The 23,600-nt window shown below is 68.3% G+C and carries 24 protein-coding genes and 1 tRNA gene; 9 read left to right on the top strand and 16 right to left on the bottom strand.

The window, feature by feature from the left end:
* Positions 1 to 59: 59 nt before the first annotated feature.
* The 7 genes from ACWGIC_RS09960 to ACWGIC_RS09930 all read right to left on the bottom strand — a co-directional run bounded on the left by ACWGIC_RS09960 (position 60) and on the right by ACWGIC_RS09930 (position 4,412).
* Entirely contained in the window at positions 60 to 512 is a 453-nt protein-coding gene (locus tag ACWGIC_RS09960; RefSeq protein WP_452075523.1) for a hypothetical protein, read from the bottom strand.
* On the bottom strand, positions 509 to 1,057 hold the full coding sequence (locus tag ACWGIC_RS09955) for a hypothetical protein (RefSeq protein WP_452075522.1): 549 nt from the start codon (positions 1,055 to 1,057) through the stop codon (positions 509 to 511). Before ACWGIC_RS09955 ends, ACWGIC_RS09960 begins: the two co-directional genes overlap by 4 nt.
* 16 nt (positions 1,058 to 1,073) lie before the next feature.
* Complete coding sequence (locus ACWGIC_RS09950; protein ID WP_452075521.1) at positions 1,074 to 1,697, bottom strand: hypothetical protein; 624 nt, start codon at positions 1,695 to 1,697, stop codon at positions 1,074 to 1,076.
* Between the two features lie 43 nt (positions 1,698 to 1,740).
* Positions 1,741 to 2,250: a hypothetical protein gene (locus tag ACWGIC_RS09945; protein WP_452075520.1), complete on the bottom strand. Its 510-nt coding sequence runs from the start codon at positions 2,248 to 2,250 to the stop codon at positions 1,741 to 1,743.
* A 105-nt stretch (positions 2,251 to 2,355) separates the two neighbouring features.
* A complete protein-coding gene (locus ACWGIC_RS09940) occupies positions 2,356 to 3,714 on the bottom strand; it encodes a putative T7SS-secreted protein (RefSeq protein WP_452075519.1) in 1,359 nt (452 codons plus the stop codon).
* The gene (locus ACWGIC_RS09935) at positions 3,711 to 3,980 is read right to left on the bottom strand and encodes a hypothetical protein (protein WP_452075518.1); all 270 of its coding nucleotides are present in this window, start codon (positions 3,978 to 3,980) and stop codon (positions 3,711 to 3,713) included. Before ACWGIC_RS09935 ends, ACWGIC_RS09940 begins: the two co-directional genes overlap by 4 nt.
* Positions 3,981 to 4,326: 346 nt before the next feature.
* Positions 4,327 to 4,412, bottom strand: a tRNA-Leu gene (locus ACWGIC_RS09930).
* A gap of 130 nt (positions 4,413 to 4,542) precedes the next feature.
* Here ACWGIC_RS09930 and ACWGIC_RS09925 point away from each other — a divergent pair.
* The 7 genes from ACWGIC_RS09925 to pknB all read left to right on the top strand — a co-directional run bounded on the left by ACWGIC_RS09925 (position 4,543) and on the right by pknB (position 13,874).
* Positions 4,543 to 5,775 carry an FhaA domain-containing protein gene (locus ACWGIC_RS09925; RefSeq protein ID WP_452075517.1) on the top strand — a complete coding sequence of 411 codons (1,233 nt, stop codon included), beginning with the start codon at positions 4,543 to 4,545 and terminating at the stop codon, positions 5,773 to 5,775.
* A 102-nt stretch (positions 5,776 to 5,877) separates the two neighbouring features.
* On the top strand, positions 5,878 to 6,339 hold the full coding sequence (locus tag ACWGIC_RS09920; protein ID WP_037718919.1) for an FHA domain-containing protein FhaB/FipA: 462 nt from the start codon (positions 5,878 to 5,880) through the stop codon (positions 6,337 to 6,339).
* Positions 6,336 to 7,712: a PP2C family protein-serine/threonine phosphatase gene (locus ACWGIC_RS09915; RefSeq protein ID WP_452075516.1), complete on the top strand. Its 1,377-nt coding sequence runs from the start codon at positions 6,336 to 6,338 to the stop codon at positions 7,710 to 7,712. The genes ACWGIC_RS09920 and ACWGIC_RS09915 overlap by 4 nt, the downstream gene beginning before the upstream one ends.
* A complete protein-coding gene (locus ACWGIC_RS09910; RefSeq protein ID WP_452075515.1) occupies positions 7,712 to 9,199 on the top strand; it encodes an FtsW/RodA/SpoVE family cell cycle protein in 1,488 nt (495 codons plus the stop codon). The genes ACWGIC_RS09915 and ACWGIC_RS09910 overlap by 1 nt, the downstream gene beginning before the upstream one ends.
* Positions 9,196 to 10,659, top strand: coding sequence for a peptidoglycan D,D-transpeptidase FtsI family protein (locus ACWGIC_RS09905; RefSeq protein WP_452075514.1), 1,464 nt, complete (start codon positions 9,196 to 9,198; stop codon positions 10,657 to 10,659). The genes ACWGIC_RS09910 and ACWGIC_RS09905 overlap by 4 nt, the downstream gene beginning before the upstream one ends.
* A 3-nt stretch (positions 10,660 to 10,662) precedes the next feature.
* Positions 10,663 to 11,901, top strand: a complete 1,239-nt coding sequence (locus ACWGIC_RS09900; RefSeq protein ID WP_452075513.1) for a serine/threonine-protein kinase — start codon at positions 10,663 to 10,665, stop codon at positions 11,899 to 11,901.
* Complete coding sequence (gene pknB / locus ACWGIC_RS09895) at positions 11,898 to 13,874, top strand: Stk1 family PASTA domain-containing Ser/Thr kinase (RefSeq protein WP_452075599.1); 1,977 nt, start codon at positions 11,898 to 11,900, stop codon at positions 13,872 to 13,874. The genes ACWGIC_RS09900 and pknB overlap by 4 nt, the downstream gene beginning before the upstream one ends.
* 63 nt (positions 13,875 to 13,937) lie before the next feature.
* Here the strand turns inward: pknB and ACWGIC_RS09890 are convergent, their stop codons facing one another.
* The 6 genes from ACWGIC_RS09890 to ACWGIC_RS09865 form a co-directional block, all read right to left on the bottom strand.
* Positions 13,938 to 14,267 carry an effector-associated constant component EACC1 gene (locus ACWGIC_RS09890; protein ID WP_452075512.1) on the bottom strand — a complete coding sequence of 110 codons (330 nt, stop codon included), beginning with the start codon at positions 14,265 to 14,267 and terminating at the stop codon, positions 13,938 to 13,940.
* Between the two features lie 100 nt (positions 14,268 to 14,367).
* Positions 14,368 to 15,762: a caspase family protein gene (locus ACWGIC_RS09885; RefSeq protein ID WP_452075598.1), complete on the bottom strand. Its 1,395-nt coding sequence runs from the start codon at positions 15,760 to 15,762 to the stop codon at positions 14,368 to 14,370.
* Entirely contained in the window at positions 15,684 to 16,052 is a 369-nt protein-coding gene (locus ACWGIC_RS09880; RefSeq protein WP_452075511.1) for an effector-associated constant component EACC1, read from the bottom strand. Before ACWGIC_RS09880 ends, ACWGIC_RS09885 begins: the two co-directional genes overlap by 79 nt.
* A gap of 20 nt (positions 16,053 to 16,072) precedes the next feature.
* On the bottom strand, positions 16,073 to 16,717 hold the full coding sequence (locus ACWGIC_RS09875) for a hypothetical protein (RefSeq protein WP_452075510.1): 645 nt from the start codon (positions 16,715 to 16,717) through the stop codon (positions 16,073 to 16,075).
* A complete protein-coding gene (locus tag ACWGIC_RS09870; RefSeq protein WP_452075597.1) occupies positions 16,705 to 17,508 on the bottom strand; it encodes an ABC transporter ATP-binding protein in 804 nt (267 codons plus the stop codon). Before ACWGIC_RS09870 ends, ACWGIC_RS09875 begins: the two co-directional genes overlap by 13 nt.
* Positions 17,509 to 17,522: 14 nt before the next feature.
* Positions 17,523 to 18,167 carry an aminodeoxychorismate/anthranilate synthase component II gene (locus ACWGIC_RS09865; protein ID WP_452075509.1) on the bottom strand — a complete coding sequence of 215 codons (645 nt, stop codon included), beginning with the start codon at positions 18,165 to 18,167 and terminating at the stop codon, positions 17,523 to 17,525.
* A 110-nt stretch (positions 18,168 to 18,277) separates the two neighbouring features.
* Between ACWGIC_RS09865 and ACWGIC_RS09860 the strand changes: the two genes are divergently transcribed.
* The gene (locus ACWGIC_RS09860) at positions 18,278 to 19,594 is read left to right on the top strand and encodes an FAD-dependent oxidoreductase (protein WP_452075596.1); all 1,317 of its coding nucleotides are present in this window, start codon (positions 18,278 to 18,280) and stop codon (positions 19,592 to 19,594) included.
* Position 19,595: 1 nt separating this feature from the next.
* Here ACWGIC_RS09860 and ACWGIC_RS09855 read toward each other — a convergent pair whose 3' ends face one another.
* Positions 19,596 to 20,444 carry an NADP-dependent oxidoreductase gene (locus tag ACWGIC_RS09855; protein ID WP_452075508.1) on the bottom strand — a complete coding sequence of 283 codons (849 nt, stop codon included), beginning with the start codon at positions 20,442 to 20,444 and terminating at the stop codon, positions 19,596 to 19,598.
* A 104-nt stretch (positions 20,445 to 20,548) separates the two neighbouring features.
* Between ACWGIC_RS09855 and ACWGIC_RS09850 the strand changes: the two genes are divergently transcribed.
* On the top strand, positions 20,549 to 21,142 hold the full coding sequence (locus tag ACWGIC_RS09850; protein WP_452075507.1) for a TetR/AcrR family transcriptional regulator: 594 nt from the start codon (positions 20,549 to 20,551) through the stop codon (positions 21,140 to 21,142).
* Here the strand turns inward: ACWGIC_RS09850 and ACWGIC_RS09845 are convergent.
* Complete coding sequence (locus ACWGIC_RS09845) at positions 21,135 to 21,791, bottom strand: response regulator (RefSeq protein WP_452075506.1); 657 nt, start codon at positions 21,789 to 21,791, stop codon at positions 21,135 to 21,137. The genes ACWGIC_RS09850 and ACWGIC_RS09845 overlap by 8 nt on opposite strands.
* The gene (locus ACWGIC_RS09840; protein WP_452075505.1) at positions 21,731 to 23,545 is read right to left on the bottom strand and encodes a histidine kinase; all 1,815 of its coding nucleotides are present in this window, start codon (positions 23,543 to 23,545) and stop codon (positions 21,731 to 21,733) included. Before ACWGIC_RS09840 ends, ACWGIC_RS09845 begins: the two co-directional genes overlap by 61 nt.
* Positions 23,546 to 23,600: the final 55 nt, after the last annotated feature.

Raw genomic sequence — 23,600 nt, 5'->3', positions numbered from 1 at the left:
CCCCGCCCAGCTGGTCCCGGCTCAGGCTACCGGAAGCGTCACGTTCCGTGTCCAGCCTTTCACCGCGGCGCGAGCATCAACATCGAGCCGTCTTCCCAGTACAAACAGGCAGGCGAAGGACTCCATTGCGCACGTCCCTCCCACAACACGACCGGTGCGGCATCCCCCGCCTCAACCAACGCCACCCGCCCCGCCCCGCGCACCACGGCGATATCCCCGTCGCGCCCCTTCAACGTCGAAGCCGCTTCGAACGCCTGCCCTCGCGCTGGGCCGCTCGGCACTGCCACTGGCTTCCGGCGTCGCTTCGGAACTGTCACGAACTCCCAAAGCGCCATGAAAGGCCAGGCGAGATTGGCAAAAATCTCGAGAACAGCCTCCGCCACACACCCCATCGACCGATCGGCCCGCCTGTGCCGCCGATCGCGTCTCACCTTGACCCTGCCCAGCACCACGACGCGCACCGGCTCCTGCCAGTCGCGCTCGAAGTACTGCTCCAGCTCCTGCCCCATCATCTGCTCAGCCTGCGGGACGAGGGGAAGAAAAGCGAAAAGGCGATGATCAGGTTGACCGAGTTGATGATCGCCGCCGCGACGGGCAGGCTCAGGTAGAGCACGACAGGTGCTGTGAAGTGCAGTTGACCCACCCCGGAGTAGTTGCCTGAGGTCGTCACGGAAACGACGTACCAGAACGCGAATCCGATCGCTGCCAGCCAGCCGGGGATAGCCGTTCCCAGCTGAACTCCCAATACGGTGTACTCCTTGCGGTACCCGAGTTGTCCGTTCGCGACATAGGAACGCGCCACCAGCAAGCCCACTCCGGAAAGCAGCAGGCAACAAGCCGCGAGAATGCCCAAGGCTACTGTCAGCGTGGTGGTCACGTCATAGGAAGTGGGCAGGTTGTATCCGAAGACCGGCACCGCGATGACCATGAGCAAGCCGATTCCGGCGCTCGCGGAACCCCAGCGGATCGTGGTGGCACGGATCTTCCCGGCCAGGGCAGGCGGAAACCAGCGGCCTGGGGATGCCGTGGGCGAGCAGGGATTCACGACCGTCAGCAACTTTCCGGGTAGGCCATCAGTCGGCGTCGGCCCATTCGAAGGTGTCGAAGATGCCGCGCGCCAGGTCGGTCACGTGGGTCCAGTCCTCGGGGTTGTTGCTGGTCACGGCGAGGCCGAGGACCACCTTTGGCCCCGGAATCCACGCGGTGATCGCGTGTTCGGCGACCTGCACCGAGCCTTCGCCGATCGAAATGCTGCCGCGGGTAGCGGACTGCGCGATCACCGCCGGACCTGCAGGCAGCTCCACGACCTCGACCGGCCCGGTCGCGGTGCTGCGCTGCACCTCCTCGAGACCGGAGATCGCCACAGTGGCCGAAGAATGGTCCGACTCAAGGCAGAAACAGTTGACCACCGCCATGATCGGCCGCCGCGGGTCGTCAGGCGAGCGGAAGAACCCAGCTGCCGTGTAGCTGGAGCCGCCGGCCTCGGCCATGGCCGCAGTGGTGGCCAGCATCGCGGTCGTTTCGGCGATGCCTTGATCTATCTCGGCATCCGGCTCCGCGCCGAACTCAGCGGACACGGAAGCGGCAAGGGAGCGGAACTTTTCCTCGTCGATCTCCCCGGACGGCAAGGCGATGAACCCGTCGGGCAGGAAGATCGAGAACCCGGGTGGTTCCGGTGGAGCGGACACGTCGGACATGAGTTTCCGTCCTGTCTGGGAGCGGTGGCACGACCATCAGCGATTACCGGAAGCGGGACCATCCTTCGCCGTACGATTGAGCGAAGCTCTTGACGAGAGCCTCTTCCTCTTCGCTCAGCTTCAGCACCGCCTGCCCGTGCTCGGGCCAATAGATCCGAAGCACTCCTTCCTCGGCCCCCGGGGTGAGTTCCACGTTCACCTCCGGCCCGCTTTGCCAGAAGGGCACCGGTACCCCCTGCCCGGCCGCATCCTCGACGAAGACGACGTGCGACTTCGAAAAAGCCACCCATGACTTCTTCGGGGCTTTCTTCATGAGGTCGACGAACTCGACCGCCGGGCCGTACGGCATCGTCCCGCGCACCGTCAGCGTGCCCTCCCTGGTCGGCCACTTCGGGTAGATTTCCCAAAAGTTCAGCACATACAGGACGAGTGCGTACGGAATGAAGATCGGAAACGCGAGGACATAGAGGATCTTCTTGCCGATGCTCCATGTTCCGATGTCCTGCCGGTTGGGAAGGGTCAGCTTGAAGCGCTTGCGCTGGAAGGCGACCACCCCGGCGGGCTCTCCCCACAAAGCCGTCGCCCACCCGCGTACCGACTCTCTGCCTTGATTCACCCGTCACCTCTAACGTCGCAGTCACCTCCGGGCCGGCTCGCGTCAGGCTCCGGTGATTTTGTCCGCCGCGTAGTCTTTTGCTTCGGCTTTCGCCACACCGATCCCGGAGTTGACCGCCACTCCGGCCACGATTCCGCTGTTGCTGAACGGTTCCAGGTTGACCCCGGGCAGCTTGTTCGCCAGATCAACGGCTTTTCCGTGCGAGTACCGCGCTGCCTGGTCGATCGCCGCGGCGGGATCGGACCGCAACGCGTTCATCGTGATGGGGCTGACGTCCTGGCCGCCGATCTTGACCACTTGCCCGTCGATCTTGATCGCGGCTCCGGCCCCGTCCCTGGCCACTGTGCCGCCGATCCCCTTGATCACCTTTTGCCCGACGCCCGGCACCTTGCCCGCCAGTTCGCCGGCCTTCCCCATTTTCGCGAGAGCGGCGCCACGCGTGGCCTGAGTGACCGCGTTCTTGGCTCCTGCCACGACTTTTCCGCCGGGAATGACACCGACCGCGTCCATCGCGATGCTTCCCCATGACACGTCGGCGCCAGCGGCTTTGGCAAGCAGCTTCGTCCCCGCCGCGGCGGCACTGACCCCTACTGCCGCGGCCGCGGTGACCGCGTTGACTCCGGGGATCCATGACGTGGCGAGTGCCACTACGCCCAGCACGTTGCCGACAGTGGAAAGCACGTCGCCGATCTTGGCGATGACGTCGGCGTGTTCTTTGACCCAGCCCCAGACGTCACCGGCGAGCTTTTTGATCCCGTCGACCATTTTGCCGATGGCGTCGCCGATTTTGTCGAGCAGACCAGGTTCTTCCGGTGCTTCGTCCTTCGCCTTGCGCAGTGCTTCGGCGACCTGCCCCGCGAGGTCTGCGTGCTGAGCGAGCAGCCGTTTCGCGTTCTCGCGCAAAGCGTCCAGGTCTCCCTGCGCCTTGTTTAGTTGCTGCTGTGCCTTCCCCAGCGCTTCTTGGGCCTGCTGCATCTGCGCCGGGTCGCTGAAAGTCTGCCCGGCCAGCCGAAGGCCGGGATCTGCTTGCGCCGAATTCACCTGTGTTTGAGCCGCTTCCGCCTGGTGTTCCAGGTCCGCGGCTTGCCGCTGCATGGTGCCGAGGTCTTCGGCCCACCTGGTCAGGGTTCCGGAAGCACCGGACAGTGATCGGTGCGCCTTGTCCAGGTAGTCCGGCACCTGCCCGACTGTTTTCTGGAAGGCCCGCGCCCCTTCGCCTTCCCAGAATCCGTCGGATTTCCCGAGCTTCGTCAGATCCTCGTATGCCTGGCCCATTTCGGCCGCGACGCTGCCCAACGTCGTCGCGACGTCTGTCACCTTCGCTACGACACCTGGCGCGGGATCGAACCCGAGCGCCGGATAGCTTCCGGTCTGCACGGGCGCGACCCGGTCCCAGTTCATCGTCCTGGCCCGTCGAGCCGCGCGCTGATCGCCGATGGCGGCTCCGCGGCTGCCCCTTTCCCGAACTGGTCCGCGACCTTCTTCTCCATGTCGGCGTAGACCTGTTTCGCTGTGGACAGCCCCTCGGCCACAGTCCCGGAGAACTCGGCGATCTTGCCGATCCCGTACTCCCACCGGTCTTGGAACTCACCACCGGCCGAATCGATTTCCCGGCTGCCCAACTCGCCAGGCGAAGACCACTTGAGCTTCGCATTGGCGCTGGTCATCCGCTCTTTGGCCTGCTCGAGCGCAGAAATGAGTGTCCCCATCCGCCCAAGATCGACCTGGTACCCGCCCGACATCCGCGTCTCCCCTCGCAGCCGTCAGCACCACCAAGTGTAACGAGTCAACCACCCCCCGCCCCCAAAAAAACCAAAATTCCCCCCAACCACCCCCACCCACAAAATGTGCCCCGGCCCACCCCGCCCGACCCCGAAGCCACCCACCCCAACGCCAAACGCCCAACCCTCACCAGCAAGCACCGCGGGGGTCCGGGGGCTCGGCCCCCGGGTACAAGGACGACCGACAAACGGAAAAGGCCCCCAGTCGCGCTAGCGGCTGGGGGCCTGACCATGGTGGGCGAGGAGGGAGTTGAACCCTCACGTCCTTTCGGACACACGGACCTGAACCGTGCGCGTCTGCCATTCCGCCACTCGCCCGAGTTGCTTCCTTGAGGCAGCCAGCAAAGCTTAGCAGGGCCTTCTGACGGGTTTCACCGGGGGCATGCCCAACCCTTCCTCCCCCGGATAGGATCGATGCGGAAGCACACGTGTGAGGAGGTTGTCCCCGGTGGGTCGCGTTGAGCGCTTCGACAGGCGACTCGAGAACCTTGTGGGGAATACTTTCGCGCGCATGTTCGGCGGCAACGTCGTCACGCAGGAAGTGGCGGTTGCGCTCGAGAGGGAAGGCGAGGAGAACGTTCGTGAGCTGGCAGGCGGTCGGCAGCTCGCCCCGAATCACTACATCGTGTCCTTGGGGGCGGCTGACCACGATCGCATGGCCGGCGATGAGCAGCGGGTCACCGGGGTTCTCGCCAGGGCGGTGGCGGAACACCTCGCCGCGCAGGGCTGGGACACCTATGGTGACGTCGTCGTATCACTCGAGCGCAACGAGGCGCTGCATACTGGACAGTTCAAGACCCGTTCGTCCGTCGATCCCGACGCCCGCGCCAATGCGGGGGAAGGGCCGTCGCGGTCGGCACGACCCAGCAACGCAGGAGACCCACCAATGAGCCAGCCCCCCGGCTACGGCCAATACGACCAGGGTGACCCGTACGGCCAGCAGGGCCAGTACGGCTACGGACAGCAGGGTGGCCAGCAGCCCGGGTACGACCAGGGTTATGGCGGTCAGCCGCAGCAGGGCTACGACCAGGGCTACGGCGCTCAGCCGCAGCCGGGCTACGACCAGTACGGCGCTCCTCAGGGCCAGCCGCCCGCCGCCGGGTACGACCAGGGTTACGGCGCTCAGCCGCAGCCGGGTTACGACCAGGGTTACGGCCAGCAGCCCGGCTACGACCAGGGCTACGGCGGCCAGGCTCCGCAGGGCGGGTACGACCAGGGCTACGGGCAGCCGCCGCAGGGTGGTTACGACCAGGGTTACGGGCAGCCGCCCGCCGCCGGGTACGACCAGGGTTACGGCCAGCAGGGCGGGTACGACCAGTACGGCGGCCAGCCGCAGGCGGCTTACGGCCAGGACCCGTACGCGCAGCAGGGCGCTCCGGCCGCGGGCCGTCAGCTCCAGGCGAGCCTCCAGCTGGACGACGGCTCCAACCGCACCTACTCGCTGAAGCAGGGCGGCAACGTCGTCGGCCGCGGGCAGGACGCTGACTTCCGGCTTCCGGACACCGGCGTTTCGCGGCGGCACCTGGAGATCACCTGGGACGGGCAGAGCGCGACGCTCGCCGACATCGGGTCGACCAACGGGACCACGGTCAACGGCACTCCGGTGCAGACGTGGCAGCTGGCCGACGGGGACGTGATCCGGGTGGGACATTCGTCCCTGGTGTTCCGAACCCAGGGCTGATCGAAGACCGTCCACAGGGTTCCCGCAGAATTGTCGTGCGGGGGGAACCGCGGCGCGCGTGGCGCCGCGGCTTGCAGGCACAGGCGGGAGCGGACACAACAAGTGCCAGAGCTGGTCGTTCAACTCACCAGAGTGGGCTTTCTCGTGCTGCTCTGGCTCTTTGTGTTCGCCGCCTTGCGGGTGGTGCGTTCGGACCTCTACGCCGCGTCGGGCCTCCGGGTCCAGGTGCCGTCCTTCCGCCGCAACAAAGAGAAGAAGCCGCGGGGCAGCAAGGCCCCGCAGCAGCTGCTCGTCACACACGGGGCGCTCGCGGGCACCCGCATCGCGCTCGACGGGCGGCCGATCCTGATCGGCCGGGCCGACGACTCGACGCTGGTGCTCGACGACGACTACGCATCGACCCGGCACGCCCGGATCGCGCTGCGCGGGGAGGACTGGTACGTGGAAGATCTGGGCTCGACGAACGGGACCTATCTCGACCGGGCTAAGGTCACTGCACCCCTCCGGGTCCCGCTCGGAGTCCCCATCCGGATCGGCAAGACGGTGATCGAGCTTCGCCCATGACTCTCGTCCTCCGCTACGCGGCCCGCAGCGACCGGGGCCTGGTGCGTTCCAACAACCAGGACTCCGTGTACGCCGGCCCGCGTCTTCTCGCGCTCGCCGACGGCATGGGCGGGCACGCCGCAGGTGAGGTGGCCAGCAAGGTCGTCATCGCCTCGCTCGCCCCGCTCGACGACGACGAACCGGGCGACGATCTGCTCGCCCAGCTTCGCGAAGCCGTCCAGAACGGCAACGCGGCGATCGCCGAACTGGTGTCGCAGGACCCCGATCTGGACGGCATGGGCACCACGCTCACCGCCGTCTTGTTCGCCGGGAGCAGACTTGGTCTGGTCCACGTCGGCGACTCGCGCGCCTATCTGATGCGCGGCGGCCAGTTCGCCCAGATCACCCGGGACGACAGCTTCGTCAACGAATTGCTCGAACAGGGCCGCATCACGCCGGAAGAGGCGGCGGTGCACCCGCAGCGGTCGCTGCTGCTCAAGGCGCTCACCGGGCACGAGGTCGAGCCGAGTCTCACCGTGCGCGAGGCGCGTCCCGGTGACCGGTACCTGATTTGCTCCGACGGTTTGTCCGGAATGGTCAGCGACGAGACTCTCGCCGAGGCCGTGCAGATCCCGGATCCGCAGGACTGTGCCGACCGGATGATCGAACTCGCGCTCAAGGGCGGCGGCACGGACAACGTGACCGTCATCATCGCCGACGTGGTCGACGTCGATTTCGGCGACGACGCCCCGATCGTGGGCGGCGCCGCCGGCGACGGCAGCGACGAGATGCACCAGGGCGATTCCCCAGCTGCCAGGGCGCGGGCGCTGACTCAGCCGCCCCCTCAGCCCCGGCCAGAACAGCAGGCCCCCCAGGAAGACCCGAAGGCGAAACGGCGGAAACGGTTTCGCTGGCTCGTGGGGGCGGTCGTGGTGCTGATCGTGCTGGGCGCCGCCGCGATCGCGACTCGATACTTCGTGCTCAGCCAGTACTACGTCGGAGAAGGCCCGGATCAGGAGGTCGTGATCTACCGCGGCGTCCCGGGCAGCATTCTCGGCATCGACCTGCACGCGCTCGAGCAGGGCTCGTGCCCGCCGGGCCAGCTGTGCACCGACAAGCTCCGCGTCAGCGCGTTGCAGGAGGACGCGCGGATCGCCGTGCAAAACGGCGTGAAACGCGAAAGCCTCGACGACGCGCGCAAGTACATCGACGATTTCCTGCGTCTCAAGAAGAAGCTGTCGGACTGCAAGCCGACCAATTCCACGGGCGTTCCGCAGTCCGGTGCGCCCTCGTCCAGCGTGGCGCCTCCCGGCGGCACGCCTTCGTCGGCGAACCAGCCTGCGGGGAGGGACTGCTCGACGGCGGGTACGCCGCCGACGGGGGGCGGTAACTGATGGGCCAGCCGCTGGCCGACCCGACGTCCGCCCAGTTCGCCACGAATCCGCCGCGAGACCTCCCCAAACGCAGGGGCACGGAGCTCGCGCTGCTGGCGTTCGCGGCGGGCATCGTCACCCTGGCGCTGGTCATCGTCGAAGCCAACCAGGAGCAGGAGCTGACGCTCTCGATCCTGTGGGTGGGACTGGCTTATCTCGGCGTGCTCGCCACGACGCACCTCGCCGTGCGCCGCTGGGCCCCGTACGCCGACCCGGTGCTGCTGCCGTGCGTCGCGCTGCTCAACGGGATCGGGCTGGTGATGATTCACCGGCTCGACCTGGCGAAGGCCGAATCGGCGTTGCAGCGCGGCAAGGAGTACTCGCCGGAGATCACCAAACAGCTGCTGTTCACCGCGGTTTCGCTGGTGCTGTTCGTGGTCGTGCTGGTGGTGGTCAACGACCACCGCACGCTGACCCGCTACAGCTACATCTGCGGTCTGGTCGGGCTCGGCGCGCTCGCGCTGCCCGCGGTGCTGCCCGCGAGCCTGTCCGAGGCGGGCGGCGCGAAGGTGTGGCTGAAGCTGCCGTTCCTCTCGATCCAGCCGGGCGAGTTCGCGAAGCTGCTGCTGATGGTGTTCTTCGCGTCGTTCCTGGTGTCCAAACGCGATTTGTTCATGGTGGCGGGCAAAAAGTTCCTCGGCGTGGAGCTGCCTCGCGCACGGGATCTCGGCCCGATCCTGATCGCCGCCGCCGTCGCGATCGGCGTGCTCGTGTTCGAAAAGGACCTCGGCACGTCGCTGCTGTATTTCAGCATCATCCTGGTGATGCTCTACGTCGCGACCGAGCGCGCGATCTGGGTCGTCGTCGGGCTGACGTTCTTCGTCGGCGGCTGCCTCATCGCCTACAACCTGTTCGGCCACGTCCAGCAGCGCGTGGAGAACTGGACCGACCCGCTCGGCCCGCGCTACGACGTGCTGGGCGGCAGCTACCAGCTCGCGCAGGGCCTGTTCGGGCTCGGCACCGGCGGCGTCGGCGGCACCGGGCTCGGCGCGGGCCGCCCGGACATCCCGCCCGCCGCGAGCACCGACTTCATCACCGCCGCGATCGGCGAGGAGCTGGGCTTCATCGGGCTGGCCGCGGTGCTGATGCTGTACATGCTGCTGGCGATGCGCGGCATGCGCAGCGCGCTGGCGGTGCGCGACACGTTCGGCAAACTGCTCGGCGGCGGGCTCGCCTTCACCATCGTGATCCAGATCTTCGTGGTCGTCGGCGGCGTCACCGCGCTCATCCCGGAAACCGGCGTCACCGCGCCGTTCCTGTCCTACGGCGGCTCTTCGCTGCTGGCGAACTACATCCTGGTCGCCCTGATGCTGCGCATTTCGGACGCGGCGCGCAGGCCGGCCTCCCGGCCGAAGCCGCAGCAGCCGCAGGCTCCGATCGCCGAGGCGCACACCGTGATGGTGCGGCGCCCGCCAGCCGACGGCGACCCGAACGGGAGGACCGCGTGAACGCCCCCCTGCGCAAGGTCGGCATGGCGATGCTCGCGATGATCGTGCTGCTGCTGGCCAACATCACCTATGTCCAGGTCATCAAGGCCGACACCTACCGCACCGATCCCCGCAACCAGCGCGTGCTCTACGACGAGTACTCCCGCCAGCGCGGCCAGATCGTCACGCCGGACGGCACCGTGCTCGCCGGCGTGAAGCCCTCGACCGACAAATTCAAGTTCTTCCGCACCTACGCCGACGGCCCGATGTACGCCCCGGCCACCGGGTACTACTCGATCAACTACGGCGCGGGCGGGCTCGAGCGCGCCGAGGACGACGTGCTGAACGGGTCGGACCCTCGGTTGTTCGTCCGCAGGCTGTCGGACATGGTCACCGGCCGCGATCCGCGCGGCGGCAACGTGAAGCTCACCATCGACCCGAAGGTGCAGAAGGCCGCCTACGACCTGATGACGCAGCGCGGCTACACCGGCGCGGTGGTCGCGATGGAGCCGAAGACCGGCCGCATCCTGGCGATGGTGTCGACCCCGTCGTACGACCCGAACCAGCTGGCCACGCACGGCACCGACCAGAACAAGGCCTGGGACGCCTACGCCAAGGACGACAAGAACCCGATGCTGAACCGGGCGATCTCGGAGAACTATCCGCCGGGGTCGACGTTCAAGATCGTCACCGCGGCCGCGGCGCTGGAGAGCGGGATCGGCCCGGACACCCAGATCAGCACCGCGCCGAACGTGCAGCTGCCGGGCACGAACACGACGCTGGAGAACTACGGCGGCGAAACCTGCCCGGGCAACACGTTCAAGGACGCGCTGGCGCATTCGTGCAACGTCCCGTTCGCGACCTTCGCCGGCCAGCTCGGCGCGGACAAGATGAAGGCGGCCGCGGCGAACTTCGGCATCGGGCAGAACGACCTGACCGTGCCGATGCGGGTCGTCGGCTCGACCGTCGGCGCGCTCGACTCGCCGGGCGCGCTCTACCAGAGCGGCATCGGCCAGCGCGACGTCCGGCTCACCCCGCTGCAGGACTGCCTGCTCTCGGCGACCGTCGCGAACAACGGCTACGCGATGAAGCCGCAGCTGATCCAGTCGATCCTGGCCCCGGACCTGTCGACGATCGACAACGTCGACCCGGAGCAGCTCACCGGCAAGGCCGCGCTGTCGCCGGAGAACAACAAGATCCTCACCGACATGATGATCGCGTCGGAGTCCTTCACCAAGGGCGGCGGCAAGGACCCGGCGCTGAAGATCGCGTCGAAGACCGGCACCGCCGAACACGGCTCCGATTCGAAGAACACCCCGCCGCACGCGTGGTACACCGCGTTCGCGCCGTCGGACAACCCGCAGATCGCCGTGTCGGTCATCGTCGAGAACGGCGGCAACCGCGGTCTCGCCGCGACCGGCGGCTCGGTGGCCGCCGAGATCGGCCGTGCCGCCATCGCCGCCCGGCTCGGGGGTGGATAGCCGATGCTGTCCTCGGGTCAGCTGCTGGCCGAGCGCTACAAGCTGACGAACCGGATCGCCGTCGGCGGGATGGGCGAGGTCTGGCAGGCGAGCGACACCCGGCTCGACCGGGTCGTCGCGGTGAAGGTGCTGAAGGCCGAACTGTCCGGCGACGCCGAATTCCTGCACCGGTTCCGCACCGAGGCGCGGATGACCGCCTCGCTCAACCACGCCGGGATCGCCGCGGTGCACGACTACGGCGAGACGGTCAACGAAGACTTGTCCATCGCGTACCTGGTGATGGAGTACGTGGAGGGCGATCCGCTGGCGGGCATTCTCGCCAAGCACGGGCGGCTCACCGCGGACTACACGCTCGACCTGCTCGAACAGGCGGGCACCGCGCTGCAGGCCGCGCACGAGCAGGGCCTGGTGCACCGCGACGTGAAACCGGGCAACATCCTGGTCACCCCCGCGGGCAAGGTGAAGATCACCGACTTCGGCGTGGCCAAGGCCGCCGACGCGGCTCCGGTCACTCGTTCCGGGATGGTCATGGGCACGGCGCACTACATCGCGCCGGAGCAGGCGCTCGGCCAGGACGCGGAACCGGCCAGCGACGTGTATTCGCTCGCGGTGTGCGGGTACGAATGCCTCGCCGGGCACCGGCCGTTCCTGTCCGAGAACGCGGTGACCGTCGCGATGATGCACATTCGCGACGTCCCGCCGCCGCTGCCGCCGGACGTCCCGCCGGGCGCGCGGGCCGTGATCGAGGCGACCCTCGTGAAGGATCCCCGGCAGCGGTACGCCAGCGGCGGCGAGTTCGCCGGCGCGGTCGCCGCGGTCCGGGCCGGCCGCCCGCTGCCCACCCCGCTCGGCCTGGTCAACGCCGCCTACGCGGCGGGACAGGCGCCACCGGTACCGCCCCCAGTGCCGCAGGCGGCCGCCGGAGCGCCGATCGGGCCGAGTTCCAACCCGGCGTTCCGGCCGCTCTCGGCTCCGCCGGGTCCGCCCAGTCCGCCGGTCCCGCCGCCGAAGCGGAACCAGTGGGGCTGGTGGGTGCTGCTCGCGGTGGTCATCGTCGTGGTCCTGGTGGCCGTGGCGTTTTTGATCGCGAGAGTGGTGTCGGCCGGCAACGGCGGGCCGCCGCGAAGCGTGGACAGCGGGAGCGGACCGACCTCAGCCACCCCGGCCGGTACGAGCGAGGCCCAGGGCCTGCAAGGCATGATGACCACACCTTGGACGGAATGGAACGGCACGAAGCGATGACGACACCCAGACTGCTCTCCAATCGGTACGAGCTGGGCGACACGCTCGGGTACGGAGGTATGTCCGAGGTCCACCACGGGCACGACGTGCGGCTGGGCCGGGAAGTCGCGATCAAGGTCCTGCGCGCGGACCTCGCCCGCGATCCGCAGTTCCAGGAGCGGTTCCGGCGCGAGGCGCAGAACGCCGCCGCGCTGAACCATCCCGCGATCGTCGCCGTGTACGACACCGGCGAGGCGAACACCGACGTCGGGCCGTTGCCGTACATCGTCATGGAGTACGTCGAAGGCCGGACGCTGCGCGACATCGTCAAGACCGAGGGCCCGCTGTCGCAGAAGCGTGCGATGGAGGTCATGGCCGACGTCTGCGCCGCGCTCGACTTCTCGCACCGGCACGGCATCGTGCACCGCGACGTGAAGCCGGCGAACGTGATGATCACGAAGAACGGCGCCGTCAAGGTGATGGACTTCGGCATCGCGCGCGCCATGCACGACGGCCAGTCGGCGATGACGCAGACCGCGGCCGTCATCGGCACCGCCCAGTACCTCTCGCCGGAGCAGGCGCGCGGCGAGTCGGTGGACGCCCGTTCGGACGTCTACGCCGCGGGCTGTGTGCTGTACGAACTGGTCACCGGCGAGCCGCCGTTCACCGGCGATTCCCCGGTCGCGGTGGCGTACCAGCACGTGCGGGAGGACCCGAACCCGCCGTCGTCGGTGAACCCGGCGGTGTCGCCGGAGCTGGACGCGGTCGTGCTGAAGGCGCTGGCCAAGGGCCCGGCGAACCGGTACCAGTCGGCCGCCGAAATGCGCTCGGACCTGGTCCGGACGCTGTCCGGGCAGCGGCCGTCGGCCCCGATGGTGATGTCGGACGACGAGCGCACCCAGGTGATGAACGCCGACCGCCGCCAGCCCGCGGCTTACGACGACTACGCCGACGAGCCGGAAGAGGACCCGCGGGCCAAGCGCCGCCGCCGGATCATCTTCGGGGTGATCGCCGCGCTGCTCGTGGCGGGTGTGGTGCTGCTGATCTTCTGGCTGAGCGGGTCGTTCCGCGACAAGGCCGAGACCGCGCAGATCCCGCCGGTGGTCAACCAGCAGGTGGTGCAGGCGAAGGCACAACTGCAGCAGGCGGGCTTCTCGTCGTTCGCGCCGAACAAGAACGTGGTGTGCGGTCCGGAGGCGAACAACCCCGGCGGTCAGACCTGCACCGAGGACCAGATCGGCAAGGTCATCGCGATCGACCCGGAGGTCGGCAAGACGGTGCCGACCACGTCCACGATCACGCTCACTGTCGGTCAGAAGCCGGGCAACACCACGGTGCCGGACCTGAGCGGCAAGTCGCCGGACGAGGCGAAATCGGCGCTCGAGCAGGCCAAGCTGAAGCTCGGCAACACGACGTCGAAGCCCGTCGACAACCCGAGCGACGTCGGCAAGATCGTGTCGCAGAACCCGACCGCGAACTCCTCGGCCACCGAAGGCACGCCGGTGGACATCGTCGTCGGGTCCGGCGTCAACCAGAAGGAAGTCCCGAACACGGTCGGCAAGGACTACGCGACGGCGAAGCAGATCCTGCAGAACGCCGGGTTCAAGCCCCAGCGGGTCGACCAGGCCTCGGACCAGCCGAAGGACCAGGTCATCGAGCAGCAGCCGAACGGCGGCAACCTGCCGCCGAACAGCACGGTGAAGCTGACCGTGTCGTCCGGTCCGCAGCAGATCCAGATGCCGGATCTGACCGGGATGACCGAGGAGCAGGCGACGCAGAAGCTGCAGAGCCTGGGCTGGTCGGGTGCCATCCAGACGCAGCAGACCTCGTCCGGCAGCGGCAAGGCCTACACCGTGGTGAAGCAGAACCCGCAGGCAGGCAGCCAGATCAGCCCGACGCAGTCGATCACGCTGACGATCAAGTCCGACGACGGCAGCGGCAGCTCGACGACGTCGAGTTCCGGCGGAGGCATCTTCCCGCCGGGTCACAACTGATCCGCTCGTAAAGGAGGGCCCGCACGGTGCGCACCGTGCGGGCCCTTTTTTCGCGCCGGCCGATCAGTCTTGGTCGAGGAAACTCCGCACGCTGTCGAGCACCTCGTCTACGTCGTGGCCGCCGCCGCAGTCGACGTCCAGCTCCTCGACGGCCCCGGAACGTTTCACGGTGAGCGACACCTGCCGTCCGTCGCGCTGCCCGCGCAGCCAGCCGAAGAGGGACCGGCAGAAAGTGCCCGCCGACCGGCTGCTCACCATCACGACGACGCCGCTGCCCGGCTCGGCGAGCCGGACCCGGCCGGCCAGTTCGTCCTCGGCGCCGAGCCAGGAAACCAGGTGCTGCAACTCGTCCGCGGAGCCGTCCACGGTGATCGCGGCGATCCCTGCCGTCACGGATGCTCCCCTCCCGGGCCGAACAGACGGCGCGAGGGTAACCGACTCACTGCCGAACCCGGAACCCCCAAATCGGCATTTGCCTAATGCACATTGCGAGCTAGCTGGTTCGTTGTCGCGGGAAATGCTGCTTGACCAGCGCGGATACGCACATGACCGCGCCGAGTGAGAAGGCGGTAGGAATCGCTACCTTCGCTGCCCGGGCGGAGGTAGCCCACAGTGAGAAGAATATTCCGCCCGCAGCCATCGCCACACACCCCGCGAGCAGAACCCACAGGAACACCAAGCGCACTTTTTCCGCCTGTTCGCCGAGCCAGGAGAACGCTTCCGCGAAGTCGATTCGCCGACCGTCGCGCCGGATACGGCGATACAGAAAAGACCCCGACATGGGAGCGATCCCCAGCATTACCAAACCGACGAGAAGATTTGCGAGCCTGACGCTGGCGGAAGCGTCGCTGGCCAGAGCAATCGTCAGTCCGCCTGCGGTGTAGCCAAGGCTGAGGTAGAGAGCAAGCCACTGCCCAGCAGCGAGCACAGCCCGCCACAGCCACCCGACATGCTGGCTAAGCGGCTTGCCTGGAAGCGGGTCTTCGGCAGGGACTGTCCGGGCCGCAGGTTCTTCCGCGGCGTCTTCGACAGGTTCCGGAACGGCTGGACGCTCCGGCTCGACCACCGCGGAAGCCTTCTCCGCCAACAGTTCCCGGCGCAGCAAAAGACTGCTGCTGGTATCCATCGCCTGCATTTTCGGCCGGGGCATTCCACGGCGTGCGAGAGCTGCGTCGAGTGCGCCGTACAGACTGTTGACATCAAGCGGTCGCCTGGGGGAACGGCTCGTGAGCAAAGCGATCAGCTCCGCGGTGAACGCGGTATTGCGCTCTCCCGGCAGGGAAAGCGACACCCCGTTCTTCGGCGAAGAGGCGATCACCGTGGTTCCGCGTACCTTGATCTCCCGCGAATCCAGCAGGGAATCAGACATCGCTCCGATCGCGAGGCCGGAGTAACAGCAGTCCAGGATGAGCAGCTTGACCTGGGCGGGGCTCATCTCCACCGCGTCGCGCAAGGTATCGAAGGCGACCGCCGTCGTCTCCGGCTCTTCGGGGTCTGTCTCCCGGGTCGTCAGGTAGAGCCGGTCGCGGAGTTCGTGCCGGATCCCGTGGCCCGCGTAGTAGACGAAGAGGAGGTCTTCGGCTTCCCGGGAGAAGCGGCGCAAGCGTTTCGTCAGGCTCGCCGGCGAATCCGGATTGCCGACGACCTGGCAGTGGTCCCGGGCGAGAATCCCGGTCCGCGGATCGGCGAGCGCCGAACGCAGGTCCGTCAGGTTGTTGCGGACCGCGGGCAGGTTCGCGAACAGGTCGGACTCGAAAGCGCTCGTGCCGATGAGAACCGCTCGAGACCGCTCCGGGTCGGGAAGTGCGCTCACTCCGCGCTGGACCCCTGGTCGAGGAATTTCTGGACCGCGGCGAGCACCTGGGCGGAGTCGTCGCCCGAGCCGCATTCCAGTTCGAGCTTGTCCTCGCCCATCGTCAGCTTGAGCGAGACCTTGCGGGCGTCGCGGCGGCGAGCCAGCCAGTCGAAGAGCGACCGGCACAGCGCGGTAGCGGTCCCGCTCGTGGCGATGACGGTGATCGCCTCCAGGGCTCCGCCCATTTCCCCGGAGCGAGCCGGCGCGTCCTGGGCGCGGACCCGGCCGCGCAACTCGTCCTCGTCGCGAAGCCATGCCGCGAGCTTCCGGAGTTCGTCGTCCTCCGCTCCCGGCAGAGTGAGCAGGACGGTGCCAGACGCCATGAGACCTCCCCTTGCACGATTCACGACCGGCGAGCCGAGACCGCACCGACCACTGTCATGCTCGCCGCCAGCAACACCACCGACGTGCCGATCGCCAACGCGAGCGGACCGCCGTACGAGGTGCCGCTCATCAGCGCTTCCAGCAGCGGATGCACCAGTGGAACCCATTTCGCCAGCAGCACCGCGCCAAGGACGAGAACCGCCGCGAGGACCGTCCACCCGATGCGCGACACCAGCAGGCGTGAGCACGGCAGGCCGATCGCGATACCGGCTAAAGCGCACGCCAGGTGGGTCGCCAAACCAGCACCGACGATCTGCCAGTGCAGCTGATTCCGATGCGTAACGGCCCACCCGACGGTCACCAGCGTGCCCGCCAAGGTGCAGCCGAACACCGTCAGCACCGCGCCGCCGATGGTTTTGCGGTTGCCGCCGGCGTGGTTGAGCGTGATCAGGCGCTGCACCGGGTCTTCGATGTCCAGCAGTGCGATCGTGAGCCAGCAGCCGAGGACGAGAATCCCCGCACCGCTCACGCCGTACAGCGGAAGCACCGGCGAACTCGGGTCGGCGTAAAGGATCGAGCACAACGCGAGGTACGCGAACCCAGCGGGCAGGTACCGCTGCGAATGTCCCAGCAGCGCCAGGTAGTAGCGGCTCACTGCGAGCACGGCGCCACCTCCCGCACCGACCAGCCGCCGGACAGCGCACGCAGCAGCACGGCGTCGGCGTGCTCGGCATCGACCGTCAGGACCACGCCGCCCGCCTGGTCAGCGACCGTATGGACCCCTGGTTCGGCCGCCCAGTTGTCGACGCTGGACGACACCGGCAGCAGCGTGATCCGCTTGCGCTCCGGATGCGTTTCCCACGGCGAGATCCGGCCGGATTCGAGCCGGTACACCTCGTCGGCGTGTTCGCGCACGACGTCCGGCCGGTGGTCGGTGAACACGACGCTCGCGCCGCGCGCACGGGTTTCGGCGACCAGTTCGCCGAGCACCGCGTGCGTGCTGGCATCGAGGCCGGACCAGGGTTCGTCGAGGATCAGCAGGTCCGGCCGCACCAGCACGGCCTGGGCCAGACCGACCTTCTGCGCGTTGCCTTTCGACAGCGTGCGCAACTGTGCGTCCGGGCTGCCGACCAGCGCGAGCCGCTTCAGCAGCGGGTCGATCCCGGACAGGTCGGCCAGTCCGCGGATCCGCGCGAGATGCCGCAGGTACGCCCGCGCGCTCAGCCGCTGGCCGCCGGGGAACCGGTCCGGCAGATAGCCGATCGCCGGGGACCCGGTGAGGTCGCCGTACGACGCTCGCGACACCCCGGCGAGGATCCGCAGCAGCGTCGATTTGCCCGATCCGTTGGCGCCGAGGATGCCGAGAACCTGCCCGGCGGGCACTTCGAAATCGATGTGCGTCAGGACGGGTTCGTTGTCGCCGTACCGTTTTCCGACTCCGCTGAGCCGGATCAGCGGGGTCGGCGCGGTCACGCAGCCGCGGCCTTCTGCAGGACGCGGGTGGCCCGTTCCAGGTCGTCCACGACGCTCGGTTCGACCGGGTGGCCCGCCGAGGCCATCCAGTTCGCCAGCATCCGGTGGCCGCATTCGGTGAGCACGGATTCGGGGTGGAACTGCACGCCTTCCAGGGGCAGCTCGCGGTGCCGCATGCCCATCACGATGCCGCTCTCGGTGGTCCCGGTGACCTCGAAAACGCCAGGGTCGATGGTCTCCGGCAGCACGGTGAGCGAGTGATAGCGGGTGGCGGTGAACTCCTCGGGCAGCCCGGCGAGGATGCCGGAGCCGGTGTGCCGCACCTGGCTGGTCTTGCCGTGCAGCAGCTCGTCCGCCCGGTCGACGGTGGCGCCGAAGTGCACGCCCAGTGCCTGGTGGCCGAGGCACACGCCCAGCATCGGCGTGCTCGTCTCGGCGCATTTCGCGATCACTTCAATGCTCTGACCAGCACGTTCCGGCGTTCCGGGCCCCGGGGACACGAGCACCGCGTCGAACTCGGGGACGCGCTCGAGGTCGACGACGTCGTTGCGCCACACCGTGCAGTCGGCGCCGAGCTGCGCCAGGTACTGGACGAGGTTGTAGACGAAGCTGTCGTAGTTGTCGACGACGAGAACGCGCATGCCGCCAGCTTAGCGGCTCCCACCTGCTGGACCGTACGCCAGATCACAGTGAAAGTTAGGATCACCTAACTTACCGTGGACCGGTGAGCCGAATCCTTCGTGTCGCCGTGGTGGGCGCCGGCCCCGCCGGCATCTACGCCGCCGACCTGCTGGACAAGTCCGACGCGAGCGTCGAGATCGACCTGTTCGAGCGCATGCCCGCGCCGTTCGGGCTGATCCGCTACGGCGTCGCGCCCGACCACCCGCGCATCAAGGGCATCGTCAACGCCCTGCACAAGGTGCTGGACCGGCCCAACATCCGGCTGCTCGGCAACGTCGACTACGGCACCGACCTGAAGCTCGACGACCTGCGCGAGTTCTACGACGCGGTCATCTTCGCGACCGGCGCGATGTCCGACCGCGCACTCGACCTGCCCGGCATCGACCTCGAAGGCAGCCACGGCGCCGCCGACTTCGTGTCCTGGTACGACGGCCACCCGGACGTCCCGCGCACTTGGCCGCTCACCGCGTCGTCGGTCGCGGTGCTCGGCGTCGGCAACGTCGCGCTGGACGTGGCGCGCGTGCTCGCCAAAACCGCCGACGAACTGCTGCCGACCGACATCCCGGCGAACGTCTACGAGGGCTTGAAGGCCAGCCCGGTCACCGACGTGCACGTGTTCGGCCGCCGCGGCCCGGCGCAGGCGAAGTTCTCGCCGCTGGAGCTGCGCGAACTCGACCACTCGCCGAACGTCGAGGTGATCGTGCACCCCGAGGACATGGAGTTCGACGAGGCGAGCGTCGCCGAACTGCGCTCCTCCAAGCAGACCGACATGGTCGTGAAGACCCTGCAGGAATGGGCGATCCGCGACGAGGGCACCCGCCCGCGCCGGCTGCACCTGCACTTCTTCCACGCGCCGGTCGAGGTGCTCGGCGAGGACGGCAAAGTCGTCGGCCTGCGCACCGAACGCACCGAGTACCGCGACGGCAAGGTCGTCGGCACCGGCGAGTTCCACGACTGGGACGTGCAGGCGGTGTACCGCGCGGTCGGGTACCTGTCCTCGCACCTGCCGGAAATCCCGTTCGACCATACCGCGGGCGTGATCCCGAACCAGGGCGGCCGCGTGCTGGACCTGGACGAGAACCAGGTCCCCGGCGTGTACGTGACCGGCTGGATCAAACGCGGTCCGGTCGGCCTGATCGGGCACACGAAGGGCGACGCGGCCGAGACCGTCGCGAACCTGCTGGCGGACGCGGACACGCTCGCCGCGCCGCGGCATTCGTCGCCGGACGCGATCCTGGAATTCCTTGCCACGCGCGGGATTCCGTTCACCACCTGGGAAGGGTGGGGCAAGCTCGACGCGCACGAGAAATCGCTCGGCGAGGCCGAGGGGCGCGAGCGGGTGAAGGTCGTGGAGCGGGACGAGATGGTGCGGGTTTCGCGCTCCTGAGTCAGTTCACGTAGACGATCTTTCCGCGGGCGTGGCGGGTTTCGCTCAATTCGTGCGCGGCCGCGGCTTCGCTCAGCGGGAAGGTCGCCGCGACGGGAATCCTCAAGCGGCCTTCCTCGGCGAGTTTTACTGCGGCGGTAAGGCCGTGTACTGCCAATGGATCCGCCCCGGGAATCGCGGCGCTGTGCGAGAAATGCACGCCGTGCTGTGCTGCGGTGGAGTCAGTGATCGTCACGACCCTCGCGGGGTCTCCGGCGATCTTGATCAGATCTGGCAGTGCTCCCCCGGCACAGTCGAACACCGCGTCGACACTGCCGACCCGGTCTACGAGCCCGGGTCCGTACGTCGTCGGCTCGGCCCCGAGCGAACGCAGGAAATCATGGTTGTGCAGGCTCGCGGTGCCGATGACAGTGGCACCGCGCGCTACCGCCAACTGAACCGCGACCGTGCCGACCCCGCCTGCCGCGCCGTGCACCAGGAGCGTTTCGCCAGGCAACTGATCCAACACCCGGGTAGCGGTTTCGATCGCGCCCGCGGCACCGCCCGCCTCGGCCCAGCCCCACGCGGCCGGTTTGGCTGCCCAGTGAACGAGAACGGCGTACTCGGCGTTGGACCCGCGACGATCTGCCGCCGTCATGCCGAAGACGTGCGCACCGAGTTCTATTTCGGCTCCGTCGCCGACCTCGTCCACCACGCCAGCGGCGTCGTATCCCGTCCGGAACGGGAGCCTCGTACCTTTGCGCGCCCCGGACCGGATGGCGGTTTCGCCCGCGGAAAAGCCGGACGCACGCACGGAAATGCGAATCTCCCCAGGCCCGGCGTGCGGTTCGGCGACATCGGCGACGTGCATGACGCTGGGCGGACCATACTGGGAAAACTGGACGGCTTTCCTGCGTCCGACGGTATTCCAGCAGGTCAGCGGTCCAGGCGGAACTGAGAGGGGTGACGGCCGAAGTGAGACGGGCCGACGCCGCGCACAACCGCGTGCGCATTCTCGCCACTGCCCGGGTGGCCTTCACCGTCCGCGGATACCGCGTGCCCATGCGGGAGATCGCGCAGCAGGCCGAGGTGAGCGTCGCGACGGTTTACCGGCATTTTCCGACCAAAGACGCGCTGATCGCCGAAGCGTTCGCCGAGGAGTTGGCGCTGTGCTCGTCGATCGTCGAGGAGGGCCTTGCCGCGGCTGACCCGTGGCAGGGTTTCGTCCTGGCGGTGGAGAAACTCACCGAGGCGCATGCCCGTGAGCAGGGGTTTCGCGCGTTCGTCGCGCAGCTTCCGAGACGGCTCGACTTCGCCGCCGACCGCGCCCGGACGCTGCGGATGCTGCTCGAACTCGTCCGCCGGGCCAAGGAATCCGGAGACCTGCGCTCGGATTTCGTGCTGGAAGACCTCGTGCTGGCCTTGGTCGCGGGCGAAGGCATCCAGGTGGAACCGGTCGCCACCCGCGTCGCGGCGGTGCGGCGGTTCACGGCGCTGCTGCTCCAGTCGTTCCGGGCCTCTCCGGCCGTCGGACCGCTTCCGCCTGCCGTGCGGGTGCCGATCAGCTAGCGCCGAGGAACTTCAGCACGGCCAGCACGCGGCGATTCGTGTCGTCCGACGCGGAAATCCCGAGCTTGGCAAAGATATTCGCGGTGTGTTTGCCGACCGCGCCTTCGCTGAAGTGCAACCGGGCGGCGATCGCGGCGTTCGAACACCCTTCCGCCATCAAGCCGAGCACCTCGCGTTCTCGCGGGGTCAAGGCCGCCAACGGGTCGGAAGCGTTGCCAGCCACCAGTTTCGCGATCACTTCCGGGTCCATCGCGGTCCCGCCCGCAGCGACCCGGCGGACCGCGTCGATGAACTGTCCCGCGTTGAAGACCCGATCCTTCAGCAGGTAGCCGACCGCGCCGGTGCCGTCCGCCAGCAGTTCGCGCGCGTACAGCTGCTCGACGTGTTGCGACAGCACGAGAATCGGCAACCCAGGCGTCTCCTGGCGAGCGGCGAGAGCGACTTGCAACCCCTCGTCGGTGTTGGTCGGCGGCATTCTTACGTCCACAATGGACACATCGGGCCGGTGCTCGCGCAGTGCGGCGGCGAGTTCGGGCCCGGAGCCGACCGCCGCGACGACGTCGAAGCCGTGCGCGGCGAGCAGGTGGGTCAGTCCGTCTCGGAGGAGGTACTGGTCTTCGGCGACGACGGTCCGGGGTCGAGCTGGCACGGCACCTCCACAATCGCCTCCGTCGGGCCGCCCGGCGGGCTGGTCAGCGCCAACCTACCGGCGAATCCGGACAGCCTCCGCTCAATCCCGCGCAAACCCGTGCCGCGAGCGGCGTCCGCACCGCCCTTCCCATCGTCGGTCACGGTCGCTCGCAGCAGCCCGTCGAGATAATCCAGCACCACGGTCGCGCGCCGGGCCTCGCCGTGTTTTGCCGCGTTGCCAAGCAGTTCGCACACCGCGAAGTACGCGCAAGCCTCCGCCGGCTGTTCGAGCCGACCCGGCACCGACGCCGTGACCTCGACTTTCAACGGACTGTCCAACGCCGCCGCCCGCACCGCATCGACCAGTCCACGCTCCGACAACACCGGCGGATGAATGCCGCGCACCAGCGACCGCAGCTCGGTGAGCGCTTCCGAAGACGCTTCCCGCAACTCCGCGGCCAGCTGTTTCGCCTTGTCCGGATCGTGGTCGATCAGTGCTTCCACCGCGCCGAGCTTCATCCCCATCGCGACGAGCCGGGACTGGATGCCGTCGTGCAGGTCGCGTTCGATCCGCCGCAGCTCAGCGGCCTGCGCGACGTTGACTTCGACCCGCGTCTGGTCCAGCCGGCGCACGCGCTGCGCGAGCCGGGACGCCTCGGTCGGACCGAGCAGCCACCGTCCGAGTTTCGCTTGCCAGCTGGCGAGCCACGGCGTCGGCAGCAGCCCCGCGAACACCGCCGCCAGCGTCACCGGAGTCATCGCCAACGCGCTTCCGGTACTGGTCACCGCGGGCAGTCCGACCATCTCGAACCAGCCTCGCTGACCGGAGAAAAACCGGGTGATCCACAGCGCTACCAGGCCGTACATCCCCCAGAAAACCAGCGCCGCCGACGGCACCCACAACACCGGCGTCACCACCGGCAACACCGCCGCGGCCGCCATGTCCCGCCAGGTCGCGCGGTCGTGGAGCACCCAGTGGATCCGGGCGCGCAGCATCGGCCACCACGGTTCCTCGTACAGCTGCTTGCCGACCTGGTAGAGCCCGTCGCCGCGCGGCACCGGCAGCGCGGGCGGCGGCAGGTACGGCTGGGCGATCCGCACCCCCGTCCAGTGCTCCGCTTCGCGGCGGAAAGTGTTGGTGACCGCGCGGCTGGCCCGCGTGACGGTCGGGAACACCAGTATCGAGCCGCACAGCACGACGAGCTGGGCCACCGCCATGCCCAGCTGAGCCACCGAAATCGCGTACAGCCCGAACTGATGACCCAGCGTCTCGAGCCGCCGGAGAGGCCAGATTTTCCCGCGCGGCACCCGAGGGGTGAACCAGTATTCGGTCCACCGGCCGTACCCGTGCAGCGCGACCGGACCGGCGACCAGCGAAAACACCGCGAAGACCAACGCGACCAGCGGGTTCAGCAGCTGCCAGCCGAACTCCCTGGCGGTCGCCGGATCCTCCATGATCCACGTGAAACGTCGATTCCAGCGGATCCACCACGCGCGCCGGTAGAGCTGGGTGCCGTCGCGATACCACCCGTCGCGCTCGCGTTCCGGCTCCGGCGGGGCGGGCCGGTATGGGCTCGGGATCTCCTGTCCGGTCCACCGGCCGACCAGCTCCCGGGTGCGCCGCGACCGGACGCGCGCGAGTTCAATCGCCGGCGAGAAGAACAGCACGAGGCCGACGCACAGCAGCGCGAACGCGATCAGCTCGAGCAGGACGTCGACCCAGCTCACTACCGCGAGCCCGGCGAGTGCCCACGCGCGCCGCACCGACGTCATGGCCACCCCCTTTCGCGCCCCAGTCTCGCCGCTCCGGCCGCCGCGAACCCTGGCC

The organism is Amycolatopsis sp. NPDC054798 (genome assembly GCF_053611505.1).
Note: the sequence above shows the minus strand (reverse complement) of the source record. Positions and strands in the feature narration are given on the sequence as shown.